At 75.2% G+C, this 22068-nt stretch carries 22 protein-coding genes; all 22 read left to right on the forward strand.

The features are described from left to right. The first annotated feature begins 58 nt into the window (after positions 1-58). The 22 genes from pyrR (at position 59) to J2X49_RS08985 (ending at position 22067) form a co-directional block, all read left to right on the forward strand. Positions 59-607 carry a bifunctional pyr operon transcriptional regulator/uracil phosphoribosyltransferase PyrR gene (gene pyrR, locus J2X49_RS08880; protein WP_310125103.1) on the forward strand — a complete coding sequence of 183 codons (549 nt, stop codon included), beginning with the start codon at positions 59-61 and terminating at the stop codon, positions 605-607. Then, positions 604-1569 (forward strand): aspartate carbamoyltransferase catalytic subunit, encoded by a 966-nt coding sequence (locus J2X49_RS08885; protein WP_310125106.1) that lies wholly within the window; start codon positions 604-606, stop codon positions 1567-1569. The genes pyrR and J2X49_RS08885 overlap by 4 nt, the downstream gene beginning before the upstream one ends. After that, positions 1566-2861, forward strand: coding sequence for a dihydroorotase (locus J2X49_RS08890; protein ID WP_310125108.1), 1296 nt, complete (start codon positions 1566-1568; stop codon positions 2859-2861). Before J2X49_RS08885 ends, J2X49_RS08890 begins: the two co-directional genes overlap by 4 nt. Further along, positions 2858-3409 carry a hypothetical protein gene (locus tag J2X49_RS08895; RefSeq protein ID WP_310125110.1) on the forward strand — a complete coding sequence of 184 codons (552 nt, stop codon included), beginning with the start codon at positions 2858-2860 and terminating at the stop codon, positions 3407-3409. The genes J2X49_RS08890 and J2X49_RS08895 overlap by 4 nt, the downstream gene beginning before the upstream one ends. After that, positions 3406-4569 carry a glutamine-hydrolyzing carbamoyl-phosphate synthase small subunit gene (carA, locus tag J2X49_RS08900; protein ID WP_310125113.1) on the forward strand — a complete coding sequence of 388 codons (1164 nt, stop codon included), beginning with the start codon at positions 3406-3408 and terminating at the stop codon, positions 4567-4569. Before J2X49_RS08895 ends, carA begins: the two co-directional genes overlap by 4 nt. Beyond that, positions 4569-7841, forward strand: a complete 3273-nt coding sequence (gene carB, locus J2X49_RS08905; protein WP_310125117.1) for a carbamoyl-phosphate synthase large subunit — start codon at positions 4569-4571, stop codon at positions 7839-7841. The genes carA and carB overlap by 1 nt, the downstream gene beginning before the upstream one ends. Next, entirely contained in the window at positions 7838-8638 is an 801-nt protein-coding gene (gene pyrF, locus J2X49_RS08910; RefSeq protein ID WP_310125121.1) for an orotidine-5'-phosphate decarboxylase, read from the forward strand. The genes carB and pyrF overlap by 4 nt, the downstream gene beginning before the upstream one ends. Beyond that, a complete protein-coding gene (gene gmk, locus J2X49_RS08915) occupies positions 8635-9522 on the forward strand; it encodes a guanylate kinase (protein ID WP_146356198.1) in 888 nt (295 codons plus the stop codon). Before pyrF ends, gmk begins: the two co-directional genes overlap by 4 nt. A 165-nt stretch (positions 9523-9687) precedes the next feature. Continuing rightward, positions 9688-9948 carry a DNA-directed RNA polymerase subunit omega gene (gene rpoZ, locus J2X49_RS08920; RefSeq protein WP_128190043.1) on the forward strand — a complete coding sequence of 87 codons (261 nt, stop codon included), beginning with the start codon at positions 9688-9690 and terminating at the stop codon, positions 9946-9948. Further along, positions 9948-11180 carry a bifunctional phosphopantothenoylcysteine decarboxylase/phosphopantothenate--cysteine ligase CoaBC gene (gene coaBC / locus J2X49_RS08925; RefSeq protein ID WP_310125124.1) on the forward strand — a complete coding sequence of 411 codons (1233 nt, stop codon included), beginning with the start codon at positions 9948-9950 and terminating at the stop codon, positions 11178-11180. Before rpoZ ends, coaBC begins: the two co-directional genes overlap by 1 nt. Continuing rightward, the gene (gene metK / locus J2X49_RS08930; protein WP_310125126.1) at positions 11177-12364 is read left to right on the forward strand and encodes a methionine adenosyltransferase; all 1188 of its coding nucleotides are present in this window, start codon (positions 11177-11179) and stop codon (positions 12362-12364) included. The genes coaBC and metK overlap by 4 nt, the downstream gene beginning before the upstream one ends. Positions 12365-12369: 5 nt before the next feature. After that, positions 12370-14382, forward strand: coding sequence for a primosomal protein N' (locus J2X49_RS08935; protein WP_310125130.1), 2013 nt, complete (start codon positions 12370-12372; stop codon positions 14380-14382). A 20-nt stretch (positions 14383-14402) separates the two neighbouring features. Beyond that, positions 14403-15320 (forward strand): methionyl-tRNA formyltransferase, encoded by a 918-nt coding sequence (locus J2X49_RS08940; protein WP_310125133.1) that lies wholly within the window; start codon positions 14403-14405, stop codon positions 15318-15320. After that, positions 15317-16711, forward strand: a complete 1395-nt coding sequence (locus tag J2X49_RS08945) for a transcription antitermination factor NusB (protein ID WP_310125135.1) — start codon at positions 15317-15319, stop codon at positions 16709-16711. The genes J2X49_RS08940 and J2X49_RS08945 overlap by 4 nt, the downstream gene beginning before the upstream one ends. Positions 16712-16721: 10 nt before the next feature. Further along, the gene (gene rpe / locus J2X49_RS08950; protein ID WP_128189701.1) at positions 16722-17393 is read left to right on the forward strand and encodes a ribulose-phosphate 3-epimerase; all 672 of its coding nucleotides are present in this window, start codon (positions 16722-16724) and stop codon (positions 17391-17393) included. Then, positions 17390-17653, forward strand: coding sequence for a phosphoribosyl-ATP diphosphatase (locus J2X49_RS08955; RefSeq protein ID WP_128189702.1), 264 nt, complete (start codon positions 17390-17392; stop codon positions 17651-17653). Before rpe ends, J2X49_RS08955 begins: the two co-directional genes overlap by 4 nt. Positions 17654-17701: 48 nt before the next feature. Continuing rightward, complete coding sequence (gene hisG / locus J2X49_RS08960; RefSeq protein ID WP_128189703.1) at positions 17702-18550, forward strand: ATP phosphoribosyltransferase; 849 nt, start codon at positions 17702-17704, stop codon at positions 18548-18550. 1 nt (position 18551) lies between these two features. Next, on the forward strand, positions 18552-19310 hold the full coding sequence (gene hisF / locus J2X49_RS08965; protein ID WP_128189704.1) for an imidazole glycerol phosphate synthase subunit HisF: 759 nt from the start codon (positions 18552-18554) through the stop codon (positions 19308-19310). A gap of 23 nt (positions 19311-19333) precedes the next feature. Next, positions 19334-19666 (forward strand): phosphoribosyl-AMP cyclohydrolase, encoded by a 333-nt coding sequence (gene hisI, locus J2X49_RS08970; RefSeq protein WP_310125144.1) that lies wholly within the window; start codon positions 19334-19336, stop codon positions 19664-19666. Then, a complete protein-coding gene (locus J2X49_RS08975; RefSeq protein ID WP_310125146.1) occupies positions 19663-21180 on the forward strand; it encodes an anthranilate synthase component I in 1518 nt (505 codons plus the stop codon). The genes hisI and J2X49_RS08975 overlap by 4 nt, the downstream gene beginning before the upstream one ends. Beyond that, positions 21177-21749 (forward strand): Trp biosynthesis-associated membrane protein, encoded by a 573-nt coding sequence (locus tag J2X49_RS08980; protein ID WP_310125148.1) that lies wholly within the window; start codon positions 21177-21179, stop codon positions 21747-21749. The genes J2X49_RS08975 and J2X49_RS08980 overlap by 4 nt, the downstream gene beginning before the upstream one ends. 99 nt (positions 21750-21848) lie before the next feature. Continuing rightward, positions 21849-22067 (forward strand): DUF6704 family protein, encoded by a 219-nt coding sequence (locus J2X49_RS08985; RefSeq protein ID WP_128189717.1) that lies wholly within the window; start codon positions 21849-21851, stop codon positions 22065-22067. The last annotated feature ends 1 nt before the right edge of the window (position 22068 follow it).

A 22068-nucleotide genomic window follows, 5' to 3' on the forward strand; every position in this document is an offset into this window, starting at 1 on the left:
GGGTGGAGGCATCAGACAACCTTGAAGCCCGTCCTGTGAGGCGGAGAAGGGAGTCAGCATGACTTCAGCGCGCACCGTGCTCGGACCCGACGAGATCGCCAGGGCCCTCACGCGCATCGCCCACGAGATCCTCGAGGCGAACCACGGCCCCGACGGCCTCGTGCTGCTGGGCATCCCCACCCGCGGCGCGCACCTCGCGCAGCGCCTCGCCGACCGGCTCGCCGAGATCACCGGTGACGACTTCTCCGGTCGCGTCGGCGCCCTCGACGTCACGATGCACCGGGACGACCTGCGCGCGACGCCCACGCGCGCATCCCACCCCACGCGCATCCCCGGCGCCGGCATCGACGACCGCGTCGTCGTGCTCGTCGACGACGTGCTCTACTCCGGGCGCACGATCCGCGCGGCGCTCGACGCGCTCGCCGACCTCGGCCGGCCGCGCGCCGTGCGGCTCGCGGTGCTCGTCGACCGCGGCCACCGCGAGCTGCCTATCCGCGCCGACTCGGTCGGCAAGAACCTGCCGAGCGCGCGCAGCGAGCACGTCTCGATCCTGCTCGACGAGGTCGACGGCCGCGACGCCGTGACCATCGAGGGCGGTGCCGCATGAAGCACCTGCTGACGGCCGCGATGCCGCGCGACGAGGCGGTCGCGCTGCTCGACCTCGCCGAGGACATGCACCAGATCCAGGACCGCGAGGTGAAGAAGCTGCCGGCGCTGCGCGGCCGCACCGTCGTGAACCTGTTCTTCGAGGACTCCACCCGCACGCGCTCGTCGTTCGAGATCGCCGGCAAGTGGCTCTCGGCCGACGTGATCAACGTCTCCGGCAAGGGCTCGAGCGTCTCGAAGGGGGAGTCGCTGCGCGACACCGGCCTCACGATCGCGGCGATGGGCGTCGACGGCGTCGTGGTGCGCTCCGGCTCCTCGGGCGCGCCCGCGCAGCTCGCCGACTGGATCGGCCGCCCCGTGGTCAACGCGGGCGACGGCACGCACGAGCACCCCACGCAGGCGCTGCTCGACGCCTTCGCGCTGCGCCGCCGCATCCACGGCGGAGCCGCCCGCGGCCTCGGCCTCGACGGCGTGCGCATCGCGATCGTCGGCGACATCGCCCACTCCCGCGTCGCCCGCTCCAACGCGCTGCTGCTGCCGGCACTCGGCGCCGAGGTCACGCTCGTCGGCCCGCCCTCGCTGCTGCCCGTCGCCGCCGCCGACGGCACGCGGCTGGGCGTGCGCGCCGAGACGAGCCTCGACCGCGTCATCGCCGAGCGGCCCGACGCGCTCATGCTGCTGCGCGTGCAGCTCGAGCGGCAGGCCGGTCGCATCACGCCGAGCGCGGGGGAGTACATCACCGGCTGGTCGCTGACCGACGAGCGCCTCGCGCGCCTCGGCGACGCGCACATCATGCACCCGGGCCCGATGAACCGCGGGCTCGAGCTCTCGAGCCGCGCCGCCGACAGCGACGCCTCCACCATCCTCGAGCAGGTCACCGCCGGCGTCTCCGTGCGCATGGCCGTGCTCTACTCGCTCCTCGCATCCGACCACCCATCTTCCGTCGACGGAGGCACCCGATGACCACGCTGCTCACCGGCGCCCGAGTGCTCGGCGGCGAGGTCCGCGACCTCGCCATCGAGGGCGGCGCGCTCGTCGACCCGGCGACCGTCGACCGCGACGCGGCCGAGACGATCGACGCATCCGGCCTCGTCGCCCTGCCGGGGCTCGTCGACCTGCATACCCACCTGCGCCAGCCCGGCGGCGAGCAGGCCGAGACCGTCGCCACCGGCGTGCGCGCCGCGGCCGCGGGCGGCTACACGTGCGTGTTCGCGATGGCGAACACGAGCCCGGTCGCCGACACGCCCGCGGTCGTGGAGCAGGTGCACCGCCTCGGGCTCGAGGCGGGCCTCGCCGCGGTGCGGCCGATCGGCGCCGTCTCGGTCGGCCTCGCGGGGGAGCGGCTCGCCGACCTCGGCATGCTCGCCGGCAGCGCCGCGCGCGTCACCGTCTTCAGCGACGACGGCCACTGCGTCGCCGACGCCGAGCTCATGCGGCGCGCGCTCGAGCACGCCGCCGCGCTCGACGCGGTGATCGCCCAGCACGCGCAGGACCCCGCGCTCACCCGCGGCGCCGTCATGCACGAGAGCCCGCTCGCCGCCGAGCTCGGGCTCACCGGCTGGCCCTCGGTCGCCGAGGCGTCGATCGTCGCGCGCGACGCGATGCTCGCCGAGGCCGCCGGCGCCCGCCTCCACGTCTGCCACGTCTCCACGGTCGAGACGGTCGAGGTCGTGCGCCAGGCGAAGGCGCGCGGCATCGCCATCACCGCCGAGGTCACGCCGCACCACCTGCTGCTCACCGAGGAGCTCGTGCGCGGCTACGACGGCCGCTTCAAGGTCAACCCGCCGCTGCGCGCCGACCGCGACGTGCAGGCGCTGCGCGAGGCCCTCGCCGACGGCACGATCGACATCGTCGCCACCGACCACGCGCCGCACGCGCCCGAGGCCAAGCAGACGGCGTTCGCAGATGCCGCCTTCGGCATGGTCGGGCTCGAGACGGCGCTCGGGGTGGTGCAGCAGTCGATGGTCGAGACCGGCCTGCTCGACTGGGCCGGCGTCGCCCGTGTCATGTCGACCGCGCCCGCCGCGATCGGCCGGGAGCCCGGCTACGACGCGCCGCTCGAGATCGGCTCGCCCGCGCACGTCGTGCTCGTCGACCCCGGCGCCCGCGCCGTCGTCGAGGCGTCGAGCCTCAAGGGCCGGTCGGCGAACTCGCCGTTCCTCGGCGTCGAGCTGCCCGGCCGCGTGCTGCACGTGTGGCACGGCGGCCGCCGGACGGTCGCCGACGGCGAGGTCGTGACGGGCGGGTCCGCATGACGAAGGAGCTCTTCGCGCTGCTGAGCGCCGCGTTCGTCGCGCTGCTCGCGATCGCCGCCGTGCTCGGCGTGCTCGCCCACCGGCGCCGCCAGCGCGACATCGAGGCGCCGGCCGGCTGGATCGACGCCGCGCCGCGGCTCGTCGTCGACGCGCTCTACGTGGCCACGACGCGCGCCGGCGACCCGTACCAGCGCATCCTCGCCCACGGACTCGGCTTCCGCGGCCGCACGCGCCTCGCGATCGACGCCGCCGGCGTGCAGCTGCTCGCCGACCGCACCGAGATGCGCATCCCCGCCGACCGCATCCGCGCCGTCGAGCGCGCCACCTGGACCATCGACCGCGTCGTCGAGCCCGGCGGCATCATCGTCATCGCCCACGCGCTCGGCGCCGACGTCGACACCTACCTCCGCGTCATCGGCGACGACAGCGCGGCCTTCGCAGCGCTGCACGCGCTCGCCGCGAAGGCCTCGCCCGCGACGCCGACCGCCCCGCGCACCCAGCAGACCCAGTCCACCCAGCAGGCAACCGGGGAAGGAGCCACCCCATGACCGCACCCGCTCCCGCGGCCCTCGTCCTCGAGGACGGCACGATCCACCGCGGCACCGCCTACGGCGCGACCGGCGTCGCGCTCGGCGAGGCCGTCTTCGCGACCGGCATGACCGGCTACCAGGAGACGCTCACCGACCCGTCGTACGCGGGCCAGATCGTCGTGCAGACCGCGCCGCACATCGGCAACACCGGCGTGAACGCCGAGGACGCCGAGTCGCGCCGCATGTGGCCCGCCGGCTACGCCGTGCGCGCCGCGAGCCGCACCGTCTCGAACTGGCGCGCCGAGGGCAGCCTCGACGCGCAGCTCGAGCGCGACGGCATCGTCGGCATCGCCGGCGTCGACACCCGCGCGATCACCCGCCGCCTCCGCGACGCCGGCTCGATGCGCGCGGGCGTCTTCTCGGGCGACGCGCTCGCCGACGACGCCACGATGCTCGCGGCCGTGCGCGAGAGCCCGCAGATGGCCGGCCGCAGCCTCGCCGACGTCGTGACGACGCCGGAGGCTTACCGGCTGCCCGCGACCGGCGACCCGATCGGCACGCTCGCCGTGCTCGACCTCGGCGTCAAGGCATCCACCCTCCGCTTCCTGCAGGAGCAGGGCTTCGACCTCGTCGTGCTGCCGCAGAGCGCCACGCTCGAGGAGGTGCTCGCCCACGAGCCGATCGCCGCGTTCTACTCGAACGGCCCCGGCGACCCCGCCGCGAGCGACAGCCAGGTCGAGCTGCTGCAGGGGCTGCTGCGGGAGGACCTGCCGTTCTTCGGCATCTGCTTCGGCAACCAGCTGCTCGGGCGCGCGCTCGGCTTCGGCACCTACAAGCTGCCCTTCGGCCACCGCGGCATCAACCAGCCGGTGGTCGACAAGGCGACCGGCCGCGTCGAGATCACGAGCCAGAACCACGGCTTCGCGGTCGACGCGCCGCTCCACGAGGAGCTCGCGAGCCCGGCGGGCTTCGGCCGCGTCGAGGTGAGCCACTGGTCGCTCAACGACGAGGTGGTCGAGGGCCTGCGCGCGCTCGACATCCCCGCCTTCAGCGTGCAGTACCACCCCGAGTCGGCCGCGGGCCCGAACGACGCCCGCCACCTCTTCTCGCGGTTCCGCGAGCTCGTGCTCGAGCACCGCGCCGCGACCGCCACCCACTCCGAGCAGAAGGACGCCTGATGCCCAAGCGCGACGACATCCGCTCCGTCCTCGTCATCGGCTCCGGCCCGATCGTCATCGGGCAGGCCGCCGAGTTCGACTACTCCGGCACGCAGGCCTGCCGCGTGCTGCGCGAGGAGGGCGTGCGCGTCATCCTCGTCAACTCCAACCCGGCGACGATCATGACCGATCCCGACTTCGCCGACGCGACCTACATCGAGCCGATCACGCCCGAGGTGATCGAGACGATCATCATCAAGGAGCGCCCCGACGCGATCCTGCCGACGCTCGGCGGCCAGACGGCGCTCAACGCGGCGATCGCGCTCCACGAGCAGGGCATCCTCGCCCGCCACGGCGTCGAGCTCATCGGCGCGAAGGTCGACGCGATCCAGCGCGGCGAGGACCGCATGCTGTTCAAGCAGCTCGTGCTCGACTCGGGCGCCGACGTCGCCTCGAGCGCCATCGCGAAGTCGGTCGACGACGCGCTCGCGTTCGCCGAGGAGTACGGCTACCCGGTCGTCGTCCGCCCCTCGTTCACGATGGGCGGCCTGGGCTCGGGCTTCGCGCACGACGAGGCCGAGCTGCGCCGCTTCGTCGGCGACGGCATCCACTCGTCGACGATCGGCGAGGTGCTGCTCGAGGAGTCGATCCTCGGGTGGAAGGAGTACGAGCTCGAGCTCATGCGCGACACGGCCGACAACACGGTGGTCGTCTGCTCGATCGAGAACGTCGACGCCGTCGGCGTGCACACGGGCGACTCGATCACGGTCGCGCCCGCGCTCACCCTCACCGACCGCGAGTACCAGCGGCTGCGCGACATCGGCATCGACATCATCCGCCGCGTCGGCGTCGACACCGGCGGCTGCAACATCCAGTTCGCCGTCGACCCGGCCACCGGCCGCGTCATCGTCATCGAGATGAACCCGCGCGTCTCGCGCTCCTCGGCGCTCGCGTCGAAGGCGACCGGCTTCCCGATCGCCAAGATCGCGGCGAAGCTCGCGCTCGGCTACCGACTCGACGAGATCCAGAACGACATCACGCGCGTCACGCCCGCCTCGTTCGAGCCCGCGCTCGACTACGTCGTGGTGAAGGTGCCCCGCTTCAACTTCGAGAAGTTCCCGGCGGCGGATGCGACGCTCACGACGACCATGAAGTCGGTCGGCGAGGCGATGGCCATGGGCCGCACCTACGCGCAGGCGCTGCAGAAGGCGCTCCGGTCGCTCGAGAAGAAGGGATCCTCGTTCCACTGGGAGGGCGAGCCCGGCGACGCGGCGGCGCTGCTCGAGACCGCGAGCATCCCCACCGACGGCCGCATCGTCACGCTGCAGCAGGCGCTGCGCGCCGGCGCGACGGTCGAGCAGGCGCACGAGGCGACGGGCATCGACCCGTGGTTCCTCGACCAGATGGTGCTCATCAACGAGGTCGCCGACGAGGTGCGCGAGGGCGATCTCGACGAGCGCCGGCTGCGGCTGGCGAAGGAGCACGGCTTCTCGGACGCGCAGATCGCGCAGCTGCGCGGCCTCGAGGAGGCCGAGGTGCGCGAGGCGCGCTGGGCGATGGGCCTCCGCCCCGTCTACAAGACGGTCGACACGTGCGCGGGGGAGTTCCCGGCGGTCACGCCGTACCACTACTCGAGCTACGACCTCGAGACGGAGGTCGTGCCCTCCGACCGCCGCAAGGTGATCATCCTCGGCTCCGGCCCGAACCGCATCGGCCAGGGCATCGAGTTCGACTACTCGTGCGTGCACGCGTCCTTCGCGCTCGCCGACGCCGGCTTCGAGACGATCATGGTCAACTGCAACCCCGAGACCGTCTCGACCGACTACGACACGAGCGACCGGCTCTACTTCGAGCCGCTCACGCTCGAGGACGTGCTCGAGATCGTCCACGCCGAGCGCGGCGCGGGCGAGCTCGTCGGGGTCATCGTGCAGCTCGGCGGGCAGACGCCGCTCGGCCTCGCGCGGGGCCTCGAGGCCGCGGGCGTGCCGATCCTCGGCACCACGCCCGACGCGATCGACGCGGCCGAGGAGCGCGGGCGCTTCCAGCGCATCCTCGACGCGGCCGGCCTCGTCGCGCCGCGGAACGGCACCGCCACGACCGAGGCGCAGGCGGTCGAGATCGCCGAGCGCATCGGCTACCCGGTGCTCGTGCGCCCCTCGTTCGTGCTCGGCGGGCGCGGCATGGAGATCGTCTACGACACCCCGAGCCTGCACGGCTACTTCGACCGCATCGCCGCCCACGGCATCGTCGGGCCGGATGCGCCGCTGCTCGTCGACCACTTCCTCGACGACGCCGTGGAGATCGACGTCGACGCGATCTACGACGGCGAGGAGCTCTACGTCGGCGGCATCCTCGAGCACATCGAGGAGGCGGGCATCCACTCGGGCGACTCGTCGTGCACGCTGCCGCCGGTCGGCCTCGGCCGGGCGCAGCTGCTCGAGATCCGCGATGCCACGCTGCGCATCGCCGAGGGCCTCGACGTGCGCGGGCCGATCAACGTGCAGTTCGCCTATGCGACCGGCGTGCTGCACGTCATCGAGGCGAACCCGCGCGCGAGCCGCACGGTGCCGTTCGTGGCGAAGGCGCTCGGCACGCCGATCGCGAAGGCCAACGCGCGCGTGCTCGCCGGCGCGACGATCGCCGAGCTGCGGGCCGAGGGCATGCTGCCCGAGCAGGACGGCACGATCCTGCCGATCGACGCGCCGGTGGCGGTGAAGGAGGCCGTGCTGCCCTTCCGCCGGTTCCGCACCGCCGACGGCCGCATGGTCGACTCGCTGCTCGGCCCGGAGATGCGCTCGACGGGCGAGGTGATGGGCATCGACCGCGACTTCCCGACCGCGTTCGCGAAGAGCCAGGCCGCCGCGTACGGCGGGCTGCCGACCTCCGGCACGGTCTTCGTCTCGCTCTCCGACCGCGACAAGCGGCAGGCGGTGCTGCCGATGCACCGGCTGCAGCAGCTCGGCTTCACGATCATCGCCACGACGGGCACCGCAGAGGTGCTCGCGCGCAACGGCATCCGCGTGCAGACGGTGCGCAAGCACTCGGAGGCGGGCGACGAGCCGTCGATCGTCGACCTGATCGACGCCGGCGAGGTCGACATCATCATCAACACGCCGACCGGCGGCGCCGCCCGCGCCGACGGCTACGAGATCCGCGCCGCGACGGTGGCGGGCGACAAGGCGCTGTTCACGACGGTGTCGCAGCTGGGCGCGGCGGTCGCGGCCATCGAGGCCGCGCGCGAGCCCTTCGAGGTGACGAGCCTGCAGGAGTACCACGCGCGGCGGTCGGCGTGACGCTCGCCGCGCGCCTGCGGGCGGCGGTCGCCGAGCACGGCGCCCTGTGCATCGGCATCGACCCGCACCCGGCGCTGCTGTCGTCGTGGGGCCTGCCGACGGATGCGTCGGGGGCCGAGCGGATGGGCCGCGCGGTCGTCGAGGCGGCGGCAGGGCGCGCGGGCGTGGTCAAGCCCCAGGTGGCGCTCTTCGAGGCGCACGGGGCCGCAGGCATGGCGGCGCTCGAGCGCGTGCTCGCCGACGCGCGCGCGGCGGGGCTGCTCACGATCGCCGACGCGAAGCGCGGCGACATCGGCTCGACGAACCTCGGCTACGCCGCGGCCTGGCTCGAGCCCGGCTCGCCGCTCGAGGCCGACGCGCTCACCGTGAGCCCCTACCTCGGCGTCGGCGCCCTGACGGGCGCGTTCGAGGCGGCGGAGCGCGCCGGCAAGGGGCTCATCGTGCTCGCGGCGACCTCCAACCCCGAGGGCGCGGCGCTGCAGCGCGCGCGGCTCGAGGACGGCCGCACGGTCGCGCAGGCGGTCGCCGAGGAGGTCGCCGCCCGCGGCGCGGGCCACGGCCTCGTGATCGGCGCGACCGTCGACCGCGCCGCCTTCGGGCTCACCGACGCCGCGATCGCCGCGACGCCGGTGCTCGCACCCGGCTTCGGGGCGCAGGGTGCACGGCTCGCCGACCTCGACGCCCTCTTCCCGCCCGACGCGCTCGTGCTCGCGAGCGCCAGCCGCAGCATCCTCGCCGCGGGCCCGGGCGGCCTGGCCCGGGCGATCGACGCGGCGCGCGCCGAGCTGCCGCGGTGACGCTGCCGGATCCCGCCGCCGCGGGCAGGGCGGCGGTCGAGGCGCGGCGCGCCCGCGCGGCCGTGAAGCGCGCGCTGCGCGCCGGCCAGCGCGGCCCGCGCGACGTCGCCGAGCGCGCGTGGCAGGAGCCGGAGAGCCCCGAGGGCCGGCTGCGCGTGCCGGAGTACCTCGGAGCGCTCCGCGGCATGGGTCCGAAGCGCGTCGAGCAGCTGCTCGCGACGCTCGGGATCGCCGAGGGCAAGCGGCTCGGCGGGCTCGGCGGTTTGCAGCGCGAGCGCGTTCGCGGTTGGCTTGCCGACGTGGATCCCTCGCGTCGCCCCCGTCTCATCGTGCTCGCCGGTCCGACCGCGGTCGGCAAGGGCACGGTCGCGCAGTACGTGCGCGAGCACTTCCCGCAGATCCGCCACTCGGTGAGCGCCACGACGCGCGCACCGCGCCCCGGCGAGATCGACGGCGTGCACTACTCGTTCGTCTCCGACGCCGAGTTCGACCGGATGGTCGACGAGCGGGAGTTCCTGGAGTGGGCGACGGTGCACAACCAGTCGCGCTACGGCACGCCGCGCTCGAGCGTGCAGGCTGCGCTCGACGCCGGCGACTCGGTGCTGCTCGAGATCGACCTGCAGGGCGCGCGCCAGGTGCGCGAGTCGTTCCCGGATGCGGTGCTGCTGTTCCTCGCGCCGCCGTCGTGGGACGAGCTCGTGCGCCGGCTCGTCGGCCGCGGCACCGAGACCGAGTCGGAGCGCGAGCGCCGGCTCGAGACCGCGAAGGTCGAGCTCGCGAGCCAGCCGGAGTTCGACGCGACCATCGTGAACACCGACGTCGCCGAGGCCGCCCGCGAGGTCGTGGAGCGCATCCTCACCGCGGAGGCGGACAGCGGAGCGTGAGGCGATCCCGGGGCCCGGGACGGGCCCCGGCGCTGGCGTCGCGGCGACGGTCCGAAAGGACCGTCGCTCCCAGCTCCAGCGCGCGATAGGATGGTGGATTGCGCCGTGTCGGCGCACGATCTTCGCGGGCGGCGCCCGCACCACCACGAGTCGCAGGAGGCACCCATGCGCACCAAGGGCATCATCAACCCGCCGATCGACGAGCTGCTCGACAAGGTCGACTCGAAGTACCAGCTGGTCATCTTCGCGTCGAAGCGCGCGCGCCAGATCAACGACTACTACACCGACATCCACGAGGGCTCGATGTTCGACAACGTCGGCCCGCTCGTCGACGCGACGATCGAGGACAAGCCGCTCTCGGTCGCCCTGCACGAGATCCACCGGGACAAGCTCGTCCTGACCAAGGACGAGGTGGCCTCGGCCTGATGCGCGTCGTCGTCGGCGTCTCCGGCGGGATCGCCGCGTACAAGGCCGCGCTCGCCATCCGCGAGCTCGTGCAGGCGGGCCACGACGTGCACGTCGTGCCGACCGCGTCGGCGCTGCGCTTCATCGGGCGGCCGACGCTCGAGGCGCTCAGCCGCAACCCCGTCTCCGACGAGGTCTTCGACGACGTCGCCGCCGTGCGGCACGTCGCGCTCGGCCAGTCGGCCGACCTCATCATGGTGCTGCCGGCGACCGCCAACACGATCGCGAAGCTCGCGACCGGCCTCGCCGACGACCTGCTCGGCACCACCGTGCTCGCCTCCCGCGCACCGCTCGTGATCGCCCCGGCGATGCACACCGAGATGTGGGAGCACCCGGCGACGCAGGCCAACGTGCGCACGCTCGCCGGGCGCGGCGTGACGGTCGTCGGGCCCGTCGCGGGAGAGCTCACCGGCGGCGACCGCGGCCTCGGCCGCATGGCCGAGCCGGCCGACGTCGTCGCCGCGGCCCTCGAGGTCGCCCGAGCCGCGGCGGCCGAGCCGCGCCCGCTCGCGGGCCGCAGCGTCGTCATCTCGGCGGGCGGCACCCGTGAGCCCATCGACCCCGTGCGCTTCCTCGGCAACCGCTCGAGCGGCGCGATGGGCGTCGCCCTCGCCGCAGCCGCGCACGCCGCCGGCGCCGACGTGGTGCTCATCGGGGCCAACCTCGACGTCGCGCCGCCCGCGGGCGTCGAACTCGTCGCCGTCGAGACGACCGCCCAGCTGCGCGACGCGATGCTCGCCCGCGCCGACGCCGACGTGGTCGTGATGGCCGCCGCGGTCGCCGACTACCGCGTCGACGGCGTCGCCGACGAGAAGCGGTCGAAGGAGTCGTGGGGCGACGCCCCCACGATTGTCCTGTCGCTCAACCCCGACATCCTCGCCGAGCTCGCCCGTGCGCCGAGGGACGGGCTCGTCGTCGGCTTCGGCGCCGAGACCGAGCCCGACGACGAGGCGCTGCTGCGCCGCGGCCGCGAGAAGCTCGCCCGGAAGGGCGCCGACCTCCTCGTCGTCAACCGCGTCGGCCACGACGCGGGCTTCGGCGACGTCGAGACGCGCATCCGCGTCCTCGACGCCTCCGGCGTCGTCGCCGACGCCTCGGGCAGCAAGGCGTCGGTGGCCCGCGCCATCATCGACACCATCGCCGAGCGCCTCCCCGCGCCGAGCGCCGCAGACACCGCACAGGAGCCCCAGTGAGCCTCAGGCTGTTCACGTCGGAGTCGGTGACCGAGGGTCACCCCGACAAGATCTCCGACCAGATCTCCGACGCCGTCCTCGACGCGATGCTCGCGCAGGACACCGAGGCGCGCGTCGCGGTCGAGACGCTCGTCACGACCGGCCTCGTGCACGTCGCCGGCGAGGTGCGCACGACCGGCTACGTCGACATCGCCTCCGTCGCGCGGCGCGTCATCGTCGACATCGGCTACGACTCGAGCGAGGTGTCGTTCGACGGCAACTCGTGCGGCGTCACCGTGTCCATCGGCGAGCAGTCGCCCGAGATCGCGACCGGCGTCGACACCGCGGTCGAGGCGCGCGACGGCTCGGTCGACCCGCTCGACCGCGACGGCGCGGGCGACCAGGGCATCATGTTCGGCTTCGCCACCGACGAGACGCCCTCGTTCATGCCCGCGACCGCGTGGGCCGCGCACCGGCTCGCCGAGCGCCTCGCCGCGGTGCGGCGCTCGGGCGAGATCGACTTCCTGCGGCCCGACGGCAAGACGCAGGTCACGATCGGCTACGACGGCTTCCGGCCGGTCAGCGTCGACACCGTGCTCGTCTCGACGCAGCACGCGCCCGGGGTCACGAACGACGACATCCGCGCCGCCGTGGTCGAGCACATCATCGACCCCGTCATGGGCGAGCTCGGCCTCGACACGAGCGCGATGCGCGCGATCGTCAACCCCTCGGGCTCGTTCCTGACCGGCGGCCCGAAGGGCGACGCGGGGCTCACGGGCCGCAAGATCATCGTCGACACCTACGGCGGCGCCGCTCGCCACGGCGGCGGCGCGTTCAGCGGCAAGGACCCGTCGAAGGTCGACCGCTCGGCCGCCTACGCGCTGCGCTGGGTGGCGAAGAACGCGGTCGCCGCAGGCCTCGCGAAGCGGCTCGAGGTGCAGGCGGCCTACGCGATCGGCATGGCGCAGCCCGTCGGCCTCTACGTCGAGTCGTTCGGCACCGGCGTGCTCGACGACGCGGCGATCGGTGAGGCCATCCAGCAGGTGTTCGACCTGCGGCCGGGCGCGATCGTGCGCGACCTCGACCTGCGCAAGCCCAAGTACCGCCAGACGGCGGCCTACGGGCACTTCGGCCGCGACCTGCCCGACTTCACCTGGGAGCGGCTCGACCGCGTCGACGACCTGCGCGCCGCCGCAGGGCTCTGACTCCGGTGACGGCGCGGTACGCGCGGGTCGTCGTCGACTCGCGGCTGCCGCAGCTCGACCGGCTGTTCGAGTACCGCATCCCGCCCGCGCTCGAGGGCGTCGCGCCCGGCGTCCGCGTGCGCGTGCCGCTGCGCGGCGACCGGACGGCGGCGGGCTACGTCGTCGAGGTGGCGGATGCGCGCGCCTGGGAGGGCGAGGTCGCCGACGTCGAGGCGGTGGTGTCGCCCGTCCCCGTGCTGCGGCCCGAGGTCTGGGCGCTCGCGCGCGCCGTGGCCGACCGCGCCGCGGGCGGCGCCGCCGACGTGCTGCGCGTCGCGATCCCCGGCCGCCAGGCCCGGGTCGAGAAGGCGTGGCTCGCGCGAGCGGCGGAGGGCGCCGCGGCGGAGGCTGCCGAGCCGGCCGCGACCGAGGGCGCCGCCGAGCCGACCGCGTCGCCCGAGCCGCCCGAGCCGGACGCGCCGCCCGAGCCGGATGACGCATCCGCCCCGCTGCTGCCGGGCCTCGTCGAGGCGCGCCGCAAGGTGGCGCTCGAGTGCGCCGGGGGCGTCGCCGAGGTGCCGGTCGCCGGCGGCGGCACGGCGTGGGTGGGCCGCTGGGCGGTCGCGCTCGCCGGGCTCGCCCGGCAGGCCGTCGAGCGCGGCGAGCAGGCGATCCTCGTCGTGCCCGACCACCGCGAGCAGCGGCAGCTGCGGCTCGCGCTCGAGGCGGCGGTCGGCGAGGAGCGCGTCGTCGAGCTCGATGCGCGGCAGCGCAACCCCGAGCGCTACGCGGGCTTCCTGCGCTGCGTCGACGGGGGCGGCCTCGCGATCATCGGGCCGCGCTCGGCCGTCTACGCGCCGGCCGCCGACCTCGGCCTGCTCGTCGTCTGGGAGGACGGCGACCCGCTGCTCGCCGAGCCGCTCTCGCCGTGGGTGCACGCGCGCGACGCGGCCCTCGTGCGGCAGGGGCAGACGGGCTGCGCGCTCGTGATCGCCGGGCACGCGCGCTCGACCGACGCCGAGCGGCTCGTCGAGGTCGGGTTCCTCGAGCACGAGCGGGTCGGCGCGCACCGCGTGCGCGTGCTGCCGACCGCGCTCGCCGACGACGGCCGGCGGGTGCCCGCGGCGGCCTTCCACGCCGCGAGGGAGGCGCTCGCCGCTCGCCCCGTGCTCGTGCAGGTCGCCCGGCCCGGCCACGCGCCGGGCCTGCGCTGCGGCGACTGCGGCACCCGGGCGCGCTGCGCCGCGTGCGGCGGCCCGCTCGGCCAGCGCACGCGCGGCGCCCAGCCCGGCTGCCGGCTCTGCGGACGCCTCGCGGCGGCCTGGCGCTGCCCGTCCTGCCACGGCGCCCGGCTCGTCGAGGTCGGCCGCGGCTCGACGCGCATCGCCGAGGAGCTCGGCCGCGCGATCCCCGGCGTGCCCGTCGTCGTCGCCGACGGCGAGCACGAGCGGCTCACGATCGACGCCCGGCCGCGCATCGTCGTGGCGACGCGCGGCGCCGAGCCGATCGCCGACGGCGGCTACGGCGCCGTGCTGCTGCTCGACGGCGACTCGCTGCTCGCCCGCGAGGGCCTCCGGGTCGCCGAGGAGGCGGTGCGCCAGTGGGCGACGGCGCGCGCGCTCGCCGCCGAGGGCGCGACGGTCGTGCTCGCCGGCGTCATCGGCCCGACCGTCGGCGCGCTGACCGGCGACACGACGGTGCCGTTCGCGAAGGCCGAGCTCGCCGAGCGCCGGAGCCTCCGGTTCCCGCCCGCCGTGCGCACCGCATCCGTCGTGGGCCACCCGGACGCCGTCGCCGAGGCGCTCGAGGCGCTGGCCGGCATCGAGCACCTCGACGTGCTCGGGCCCGTGCCGGCCGAGGGCGCGCCGGGCGACCGGCTCGAGCGCGCCATCGTGCGCTTCGCGTACGCCGACGGCGCGCGCGTCGCGGGCGTCGCGCGCGGGCGGGTGCTCGCCGCGGCTGCCCGGCCCAGGAAGCCCGGGGCGCCGCCCCGGCTCCGCATCCGGTTGGATGATCCCGAGCCCTTCGACGGCCTCTGACCCCCACGCGAACGGAACCCATGCGCATTGTCTTCGCCGGCAGCCCCGCCGCCGCCGTCCCCAGCCTCGAGGCGCTCGCGCGCGCCCACGAGGTGGCCGCCGTCGTCACGCGCGCCGCCTCGCCGCAGGGCCGCAGGCGCGTGCTGACGTCGACGCCGGTCGCGGCGCGTGCCGCCGAGCTCGGGCTGCCGGTGATCGAGGCCGACCGCCTCGACGCCGCGGCGACGACCGCGATCGAGGCGCTCGGTGCCGAGCTCGGCGTGATCGTGGCGTACGGCGGGCTCGTGCGCGAGCCGCTGCTGTCGGCGCCGGCGCACGGCTGGATCAACCTGCACTTCTCGCTGCTGCCCGACTACCGCGGCGCCGCGCCCGTGCAGCGCGCGCTCATCGACGGCCGCGGTGTCACGGGCGTGAGCGTCTTCCGGCTCGTCGAGGCGCTCGACGCGGGACCGGTGGTGCGGATGCGCGAGGCCGGGATCCCGGAGGGCGCGACCGCGGGCGCCCTGCTCGAGCAGCTCGCCGAGCTCGGCGCCCACGAGCTCGTCGAGGCCGTCGACGCGATCGAGGCCGGCACCGCCGTCTTCGAGGAGCAGACGGGGGCGCCGAGCTTCGCGCCGAAGCTCACGCTCGCCGACGGCGCGCTCGACCTCGCCGCCACCGCGCCCGCCGTGCTCGCGCGCTGGCGCGGCGTGACGCCCGAGCCCGGCGCGCACGCGGTCGTCGACGGCGAGCGCGTGAAGCTGCTGGCGCTCGCCCGCTCAGGCGCGGAGCCCATGCCGCCGGGCCGGGCGGTGCTCGCGGGCCGCGCCGCGATCGTCGGCACCGGCAGCGCCCCGCTCGAGCTGCGCGAGGTGCAGCCTGCCGGGCGGCGGCCGATGCCGGGTGCCGACTGGCTGCGCGGCCGCGGCGGCAGCGCCGACTTCGAGGTGGCGTCGTGAGCCAGGAGCGGCAGCACGCGCCCGGCGCGCGCGAGGTGGCGCGCGACGTGGTGCTCGCGGTCGACCAGGACGACGCCTACGCCAACCTGCTGCTGCCCGCCCGCATCCGCGAGGCGCGGCTCACGCCCGCCGACGCGGCGTTCGCGACCGAGCTCGCCTACGGCACGCTCCGCTGGCAGGGGCAGCACGACGCGCTCATCGCCGACGCGGCGGGCCGGCCGATCGACCAGATCGACCCGACGACGCTCGCGACGCTCAGGATCGGGTCGCACCAGCTCAGCCGCATGCGCACCCCGGCGCACGCCGCCGTGCACGAGACGGTCGCGCTGCTCGGCCGCCACCGCGGCAGGGCCGGCTTCGCGAACGCGGTGCTGCGCCGGCTCGCGGAGGTGCCCGCCGAGGAGCGCCTCGCGCGGCTGACGGCAGGGCTCGCCGACGACGAGCGGCTCGCGCTCGAGACCGGCCACCCCGCCTGGGTGCTGCGGGCGCTCCGGCGCTCGCTCGACCGCGAGGGCGCCGCCGACGAGCTCGGCGCGCTGCTCGCCGCCGACAACGACCCGCCCGCCGTGCAGCTCGTCGCGCTGCCGGGGCTCGCCGATCCCGCCGACCTCGACCTGCCGGCGACCGCGAGCCCGATCGGCCGCGTCGCGCCTCCGGGCGACCCCGCGCGCCTGCCGCAGATCGCCGACGGCAGCTGGCGGGTGCAGGACTCCGGCTCACAGCTCGCGGCGCTCGCGCTCAGCCGCGCCCGCCCCGTCGCGGCGGGGGAGCGGTGGCTCGACCTGTGCGCGGGCCCCGGCGGCAAGGCGGCGCTGCTCGCCGCCGAGGCGGCGGCGTCGGGCGCGCGCCTCGAGGCCAACGAGGTCGGGCCGCACCGCGCGAGGCTCGTCCGCGAGGCCGTGCGCGCGATCGAGCCGCGGCCGCAGGTCGTCACGGGCGACGGCCGCCGCTACGGCCGGGGCGAGACCGAGGGCGCCTTCGACCGGATCCTGCTCGACGCGCCGTGCACGGGCCTCGGGGCGCTCCGCCGGCGCCCGGAGGCGCGCTGGCGCAAGCAGCCCTCCGACGTGCCCGGCCTCGCGGCGCTGCAGGGCGAGCTGCTCGAGGCGGCCGCGCGCGCCGTCGCGCCCGGCGGCCTCATCGCCTACGTGACCTGCTCGCCGCACCTCGCCGAGACGCGCGCGGTCGTCGACCGGGCCGCGGCGCTCGGGCTCGTGCCCGTCGACACCCGCGCCGTGGTGCGCGAGCTCTCGCCGGGCATCGAGCTGGGCGAGACGGGCGACGCGGTGCAGCTGTGGCCGCACCGCAACGGCACCGACGCCATGTTCGTGCAGCTGCTGACGACCGCCCCCGACGCGGCCGTGGCCGAGGCGGCACCGGCCGGTCGATAGGCTGGAGCCCATGGTCAGGATCCACCCCAGCATCCTCTCGGCCGACTTCGTCAACCTCGAGCGCGACCTCGAGCGCATCGCGAGCGCCGACGGCGTGCACCTCGACGTCATGGACGCGCACTTCGTGCCCAACCTGACGTTCGGCCTGCCCATGGTGCAGCGCATCGCCGAGGTGACGAGCCTCCCCATCGACGTGCACCTCATGATCGACGACCCCGACACGTGGGCGCTGCAGTACGCGATCGACGGCGTCGACTCGGTCACCTTCCACGCCGAGGCCACGCGCGACGCGGTCGCGCTCGCGCGGGAGCTGCGGGCGCGCGGCGCGCGGGCGGCCATCGCGCTGAAGCCCGGCACCGCCGTCGACGACGTGCTCGAGCACCTGCGCGAGTTCGACATGGTGCTCGTCATGACGGTCGAGCCCGGCTTCGGCGGGCAGTCGTTCATGCCCGAGATGATGCCGAAGCTCCAGGAGCTCCGCGGGCGCGCCGACGAGCTCGGCATCGAGCTCGCGCTGCAGGTCGACGGCGGCATCACCGCCGACACCCTGCCGATCGCCGCGGCCGCCGGCGCCGACGTCTTCGTGGCCGGCTCCGCCGTCTACGGGCACGCCGACCCGGCCGAGCGCATCCACGCCCTCCGCCTGGCCGCGGCCCCGCAGCCCGGTAGCCTGGACCGGTGAAGACCTTCGACGAGCTGTACGCCGAGCTGGAGCAGACGCTCGCCGAGCGCCGCGAGGGCTCCGGCACCGTCGCCGCCGTCGACGCGGGCGTGCACACGATCGGCAAGAAGATCGTCGAGGAGGCGGCCGAGGTCTGGATGGCCGCCGAGCACGAGACCGACGAGGACGCCGCCATCGAGATCTCGCAGCTGCTGTACCACCTGCAGGTGCTCATGCTCGCGAAGGGCATCACGCTCCAGGACGTCTACCGACATCTCTGACGCGTCGCACCCCGTTCGCAGCAGCACACGTCAGTCGTGAAGGAACCCATGCTCAAGATCGCCGTGCCCAACAAGGGCTCGCTGGCCGAGACGGCCGCCTGGATGCTCGCGGAGGCCGGCTACCGCGGCCGCCGCGACGGCAAGGAGCTCATCGTCGTCGACGCGCGCAACGAGGTGGAGTTCTTCTACCTCCGGCCGCGCGACATCGCCACCTACGTCGGCTCGGGCGCGCTCGACGTCGGCATCACCGGCCGCGACCTGCTGCTCGACTCCGGCTCCGACGCCGTCGAGGTGCAGGGCCTCGGCTTCGCGCACTCGACGTTCCGCTTCGCGGGCCCCGCGGGCCGCTTCGGCTCGGCGGCCGACCTCGCCGGCGTGCGCATCGCCTCCTCCTACACCGGGCTCGTCGAGCAGCACCTCGCCGGGCACGGGGTGCGCGCCGAGCTCGTGCGCCTCGACGGCGCCGTCGAGTCAGCCGTGCGGCTCGGGGTGGCGGATGCCGTGGCCGACGTCGTCGAGACCGGCGCGACGCTGCGCGCCCAGGGCCTCGAGGTCTTCGGCGAGCCGATCCTCTCGAGCGAGGCCGTGCTCATCTCGAACGGCGCCGGCGGTGCCGAGAAGCCTGGCATGGCGACCCTCAAGCGGCGCCTCGACGGCGTCATCGTGGCGCGCGACTACGTGCTCGTCGACTACGACATCGAGCGCTCGCGCCTCGACGCGGCCATCGGCGTCGCCTCGGGCTTCGAGAGCGCGACCGTGAGCCCGCTGCACGACCCCGAGTGGGCGGCCGTGCGCGTCATGGTGCGCCGCGACGAGACCAACCACATCATGGACGCGCTCGCCGACGTCGGGGCGCGCGCGATCATCGTGACGCGCATCCACGCGGCTCGGATCTGACGTGCTCGCGACCCGCGTCATCCCCTGCCTGGACGTCGCGCACGGCCGGGTGGTCAAGGGCGTGCAGTTCCAGGGCCTCACCGACCAGGGCGACCCGGTCGAGCTCGCCGCGCGCTACGCCGAGCAGGGCGCCGACGAGCTGACCTTCCTCGACGTGAAGGCGACCGTCGAGGACGCCGGCACGATGCTCGAGGTGGTCGAGCGCTGCGCCGAGCAGATCTTCATCCCGCTCACCGTCGGCGGCGGCGTGCGCAGCCGCGACGACGTCGCGCGCCTGCTCGCGCACGGCGCCGACAAGGTGGGCGTCAACTCCGCGGCGATCCGCGACCCGGGGCTCATCGACCGCATCGTGGCCGACTTCGGCTCGCAGGTGCTCGTGCTGTCGCTCGACGTGCGGCGCGCCGCCGACCAGCCCTCGGGCTTCGAGGTGACGACGCACGGCGGCTCCCGCGGCGCGGGGCTCGACGCGCTCGCCTGGGCGCGCGAGGGCGTCGAGCGCGGCGTCGGCGAGCTGCTCGTGAACTCGATCGACGCGGACGGCACGAAGCAGGGCTTCGACCTCGAGCTGCTGCGCGCGGTGCGCGCGGTGGCGACGACCCCGGTGATCGCCTCGGGCGGCGCGGGGGAGCCGGCGCACTTCGCGCCCGCGGTCGAGGCGGGCGCCGACGCGGTGCTCGCCGCGAGCATCTTCCACAGCGGCCAGTGCACGATCGGCGAGGTCAAGGACGCGATGCGCGCGGCGGGGGTGACGGTGCGATGACGGCGACGCCGACGGAGGATGGGATGCGCATCGCGCCGCTGAAGAAGGACGCCGACGGCCTCGTGGCCGCGGTCATCCAGGACGACGCCACCGGCGACGTGCTGATGGTCGGCTACATGGACGACGAGGCGCTGCGCCGCACGGCGAGCGAGGGCCGCGTGACCTTCTGGTCGCGCTCGCGCCAGGAGTACTGGCGCAAGGGCGACACCTCCGGCAACATCCAGGTGCCGCGCTCGATCGCGCTCGACTGCGACGGCGACGCCCTGCTCATCCGGGTCGACCAGACGGGGCCCGCGTGCCACACCGGCGCCCGCTCGTGCTTCTTCACGCCGATCGAGCTGGGGGAGCGGCCGTGACCGGCTCCACCGACCGGGCCGGCTTCGAGGCGCTGCTCGAGGCGCACCGGGTCGTGCCGGTCGTGCGCGAGGTCTTCCTCGACGCCGAGACGCCCGTCGGCGTCTATCGCCGGCTCGCCGCCGGTCGACCGGGCACGTTCCTGCTCGAGTCGGCGCAGCAGGGCGTGTGGAACCGCTACTCGTTCGTGGGCGTCGAGTCCTTCGGCACGCTCACGGCCGACGGCGACCGCGTCGAGTGGCGCTCCGACCGCGTCAGCCGCGAGCGCCTGCTCGGGGATGACGCGCCGCGCACCGGCCTCGAGACCGTCGAGCACGTGCTGCGCCGCTGGGCGACGCCGCGCATCGAGGGCCTCCCGCGGCTCACGAGCGGCCTCATCGGCCACATCGGCTGGGAGGCGGTGCGCGAGCTCGAGCGCCTGCCGCAGCCGCCCGCGCGCGAGGTCGACGTGCCGGCGATCGCGATGTCGCTCGCCGCTTCGCTCGTGGTGCTCGACCACCGCACGGGCGCCGCGCACCTCGTCGCGAACGTCCTGAACGACGGGCACGAGGGCGCGGATGCGCTGTGGCGCGACGCGCAGGACCGGCTCGACGCGCTCGAGGCCGGCCTGCAGCGCGACGCACCCGGTTCGGTCGCGGCCCTCGACCGCGGCGCCGCCCCCGACGCGCGGGCACGGGTCGCCGCCGACGCGTTCCGCGCCATGGTCGAGACGTCGAAGCGGCACATCGTCGACGGCGACGTCTTCCAGGTGGTGCTCTCGGCGCGCTTCGACCTCGAGACCGACGCCGAGCCGCTCGAGGTGTACCGCGTGCTGCGCATGCTGAACCCCTCGCCGTACCTGTACCTGCTCTCGCTCGAGGACGCCGACGGCGGCGCCTACGCCGTCGTCGGGTCGAGCCCCGAGGCGCTCGTGACGGTGCACGACGGCAGCGCCACGATGCATCCGATCGCCGGCAGCCGCCCGCGCGGCGACGACGCGGTCGCAGACCGCGCGCTCGCCGACGAGCTGCTCGCCGACCCGAAGGAGCGCAGCGAGCACGTGATGCTCGTCGACCTCGCCCGCAACGACCTCGCGAAGGTCTGCGTGCCGGGCACCGTCGCGGTGACCGAGCTCATGGCGATCGAGCGCTTCAGCCACATCATGCACATCGTCTCGACCGTCGAGGGCCGGATGCGCGAGGACGCGACCGCGGTCGACGCCTTCCGCGCGACGTTCCCGGCCGGCACGCTCTCGGGCGCGCCGAAGCCGCGGGCGCTCGAGCTGATCGACGAGCTCGAGCCCGCGCAGCGCGGCGTCTACGGCGGCGTGGTCGGCTGGCTCGACCTCGCGGGCGACGCCGACCTCGCGATCGCGATCCGCACCGTCACGATGCGCGACGGCGTCGCGCACGTGCAGTCGGGCGCGGGGCTCGTCGCCGACAGCGACCCCGACGCCGAGCTGCAGGAGGTGCGGGCGAAGGCCGCGGCGCCCCTGCGCGCGGTGGCGGTCGCCTCCACCATGCGGCACCGGCCGTGAGCGAGGCGGGCCCCCGGCGCGCGCCGAGCGGCCGCGTCGTCGCGGTGCTCGCGCTGCTCGTGGCCGGCGCGCTCGGCCTGCTCGGCGCCACGCAGCCGTGGGCGACCGTCGCGCTCGTCGACGGGCGGATGCTCGCGACCGCGGGGCAGGAGATCGCCGGCGGCCTGACGATCCTGTCGCTCGCGACCGTGGCGCTCGCGCTCGTGCTGCCGCTCGCGGGCCGCGTCTGGCGCCTGGTGCTCGGAGCGCTCGCGCTCGCGCTCGGCGTGCTGATGGCGGTGCACGCCGCGGGCGCGGTCGCCGGGGTCGGGCCCGCGCTCGAAGCGCTCGTCGCCGAGGCGACGGGCCTCGCAGGCACGGCGCAGCAGGCGGAGGTCGCCGAGCTCGCGACGACCGGCTGGTCGAGCGCCGCGATCGCGGGCGGCGCGCTCGCCGCGCTCGCCGGCGTCTGGGTGCTGCTCACCGCGCACCGGTGGCCCGCGCGGGCGCCCCGCACCGCCCGCTACGAGCGCACGGGCTCCGGGCTCGCGTGGGACGCCATGGACGACGGCGAGGACCCGACTCGGTAGACTCGAGGCAGGCGCGCGGCGCGCGCCGAGCAGATCGACCTGAGGAGCACCGTGAGCGCACGCACCGGCATCACCGACGACCACGCAGCCGAGCTGCACATCGCCGACTACGACCCCGCGTTCGTCGACCCCGGCCACGGCAACTCGCGCGCCGCGTGGATCAGCGTCATCGTCATGCTCGTCGCGATCACCCTCGGCACGCTGTTCTTCTTCCTCGACATGCCGATGCTCGTGTGGGCGAGCGCGGGCCTGCTCGTGATCGGCGCGGTGCTGTGGCCGATCCTGACGCGGGCCGGCCACGGGCCGACGGCCCACTGAG

The sequence above is a fragment of the Agrococcus sp. BE272 genome (assembly GCF_031457935.1).
In the GTDB taxonomy this organism is placed as follows: Bacteria; Actinomycetota; Actinomycetes; order Actinomycetales; family Microbacteriaceae; genus Agrococcus; species Agrococcus sediminis.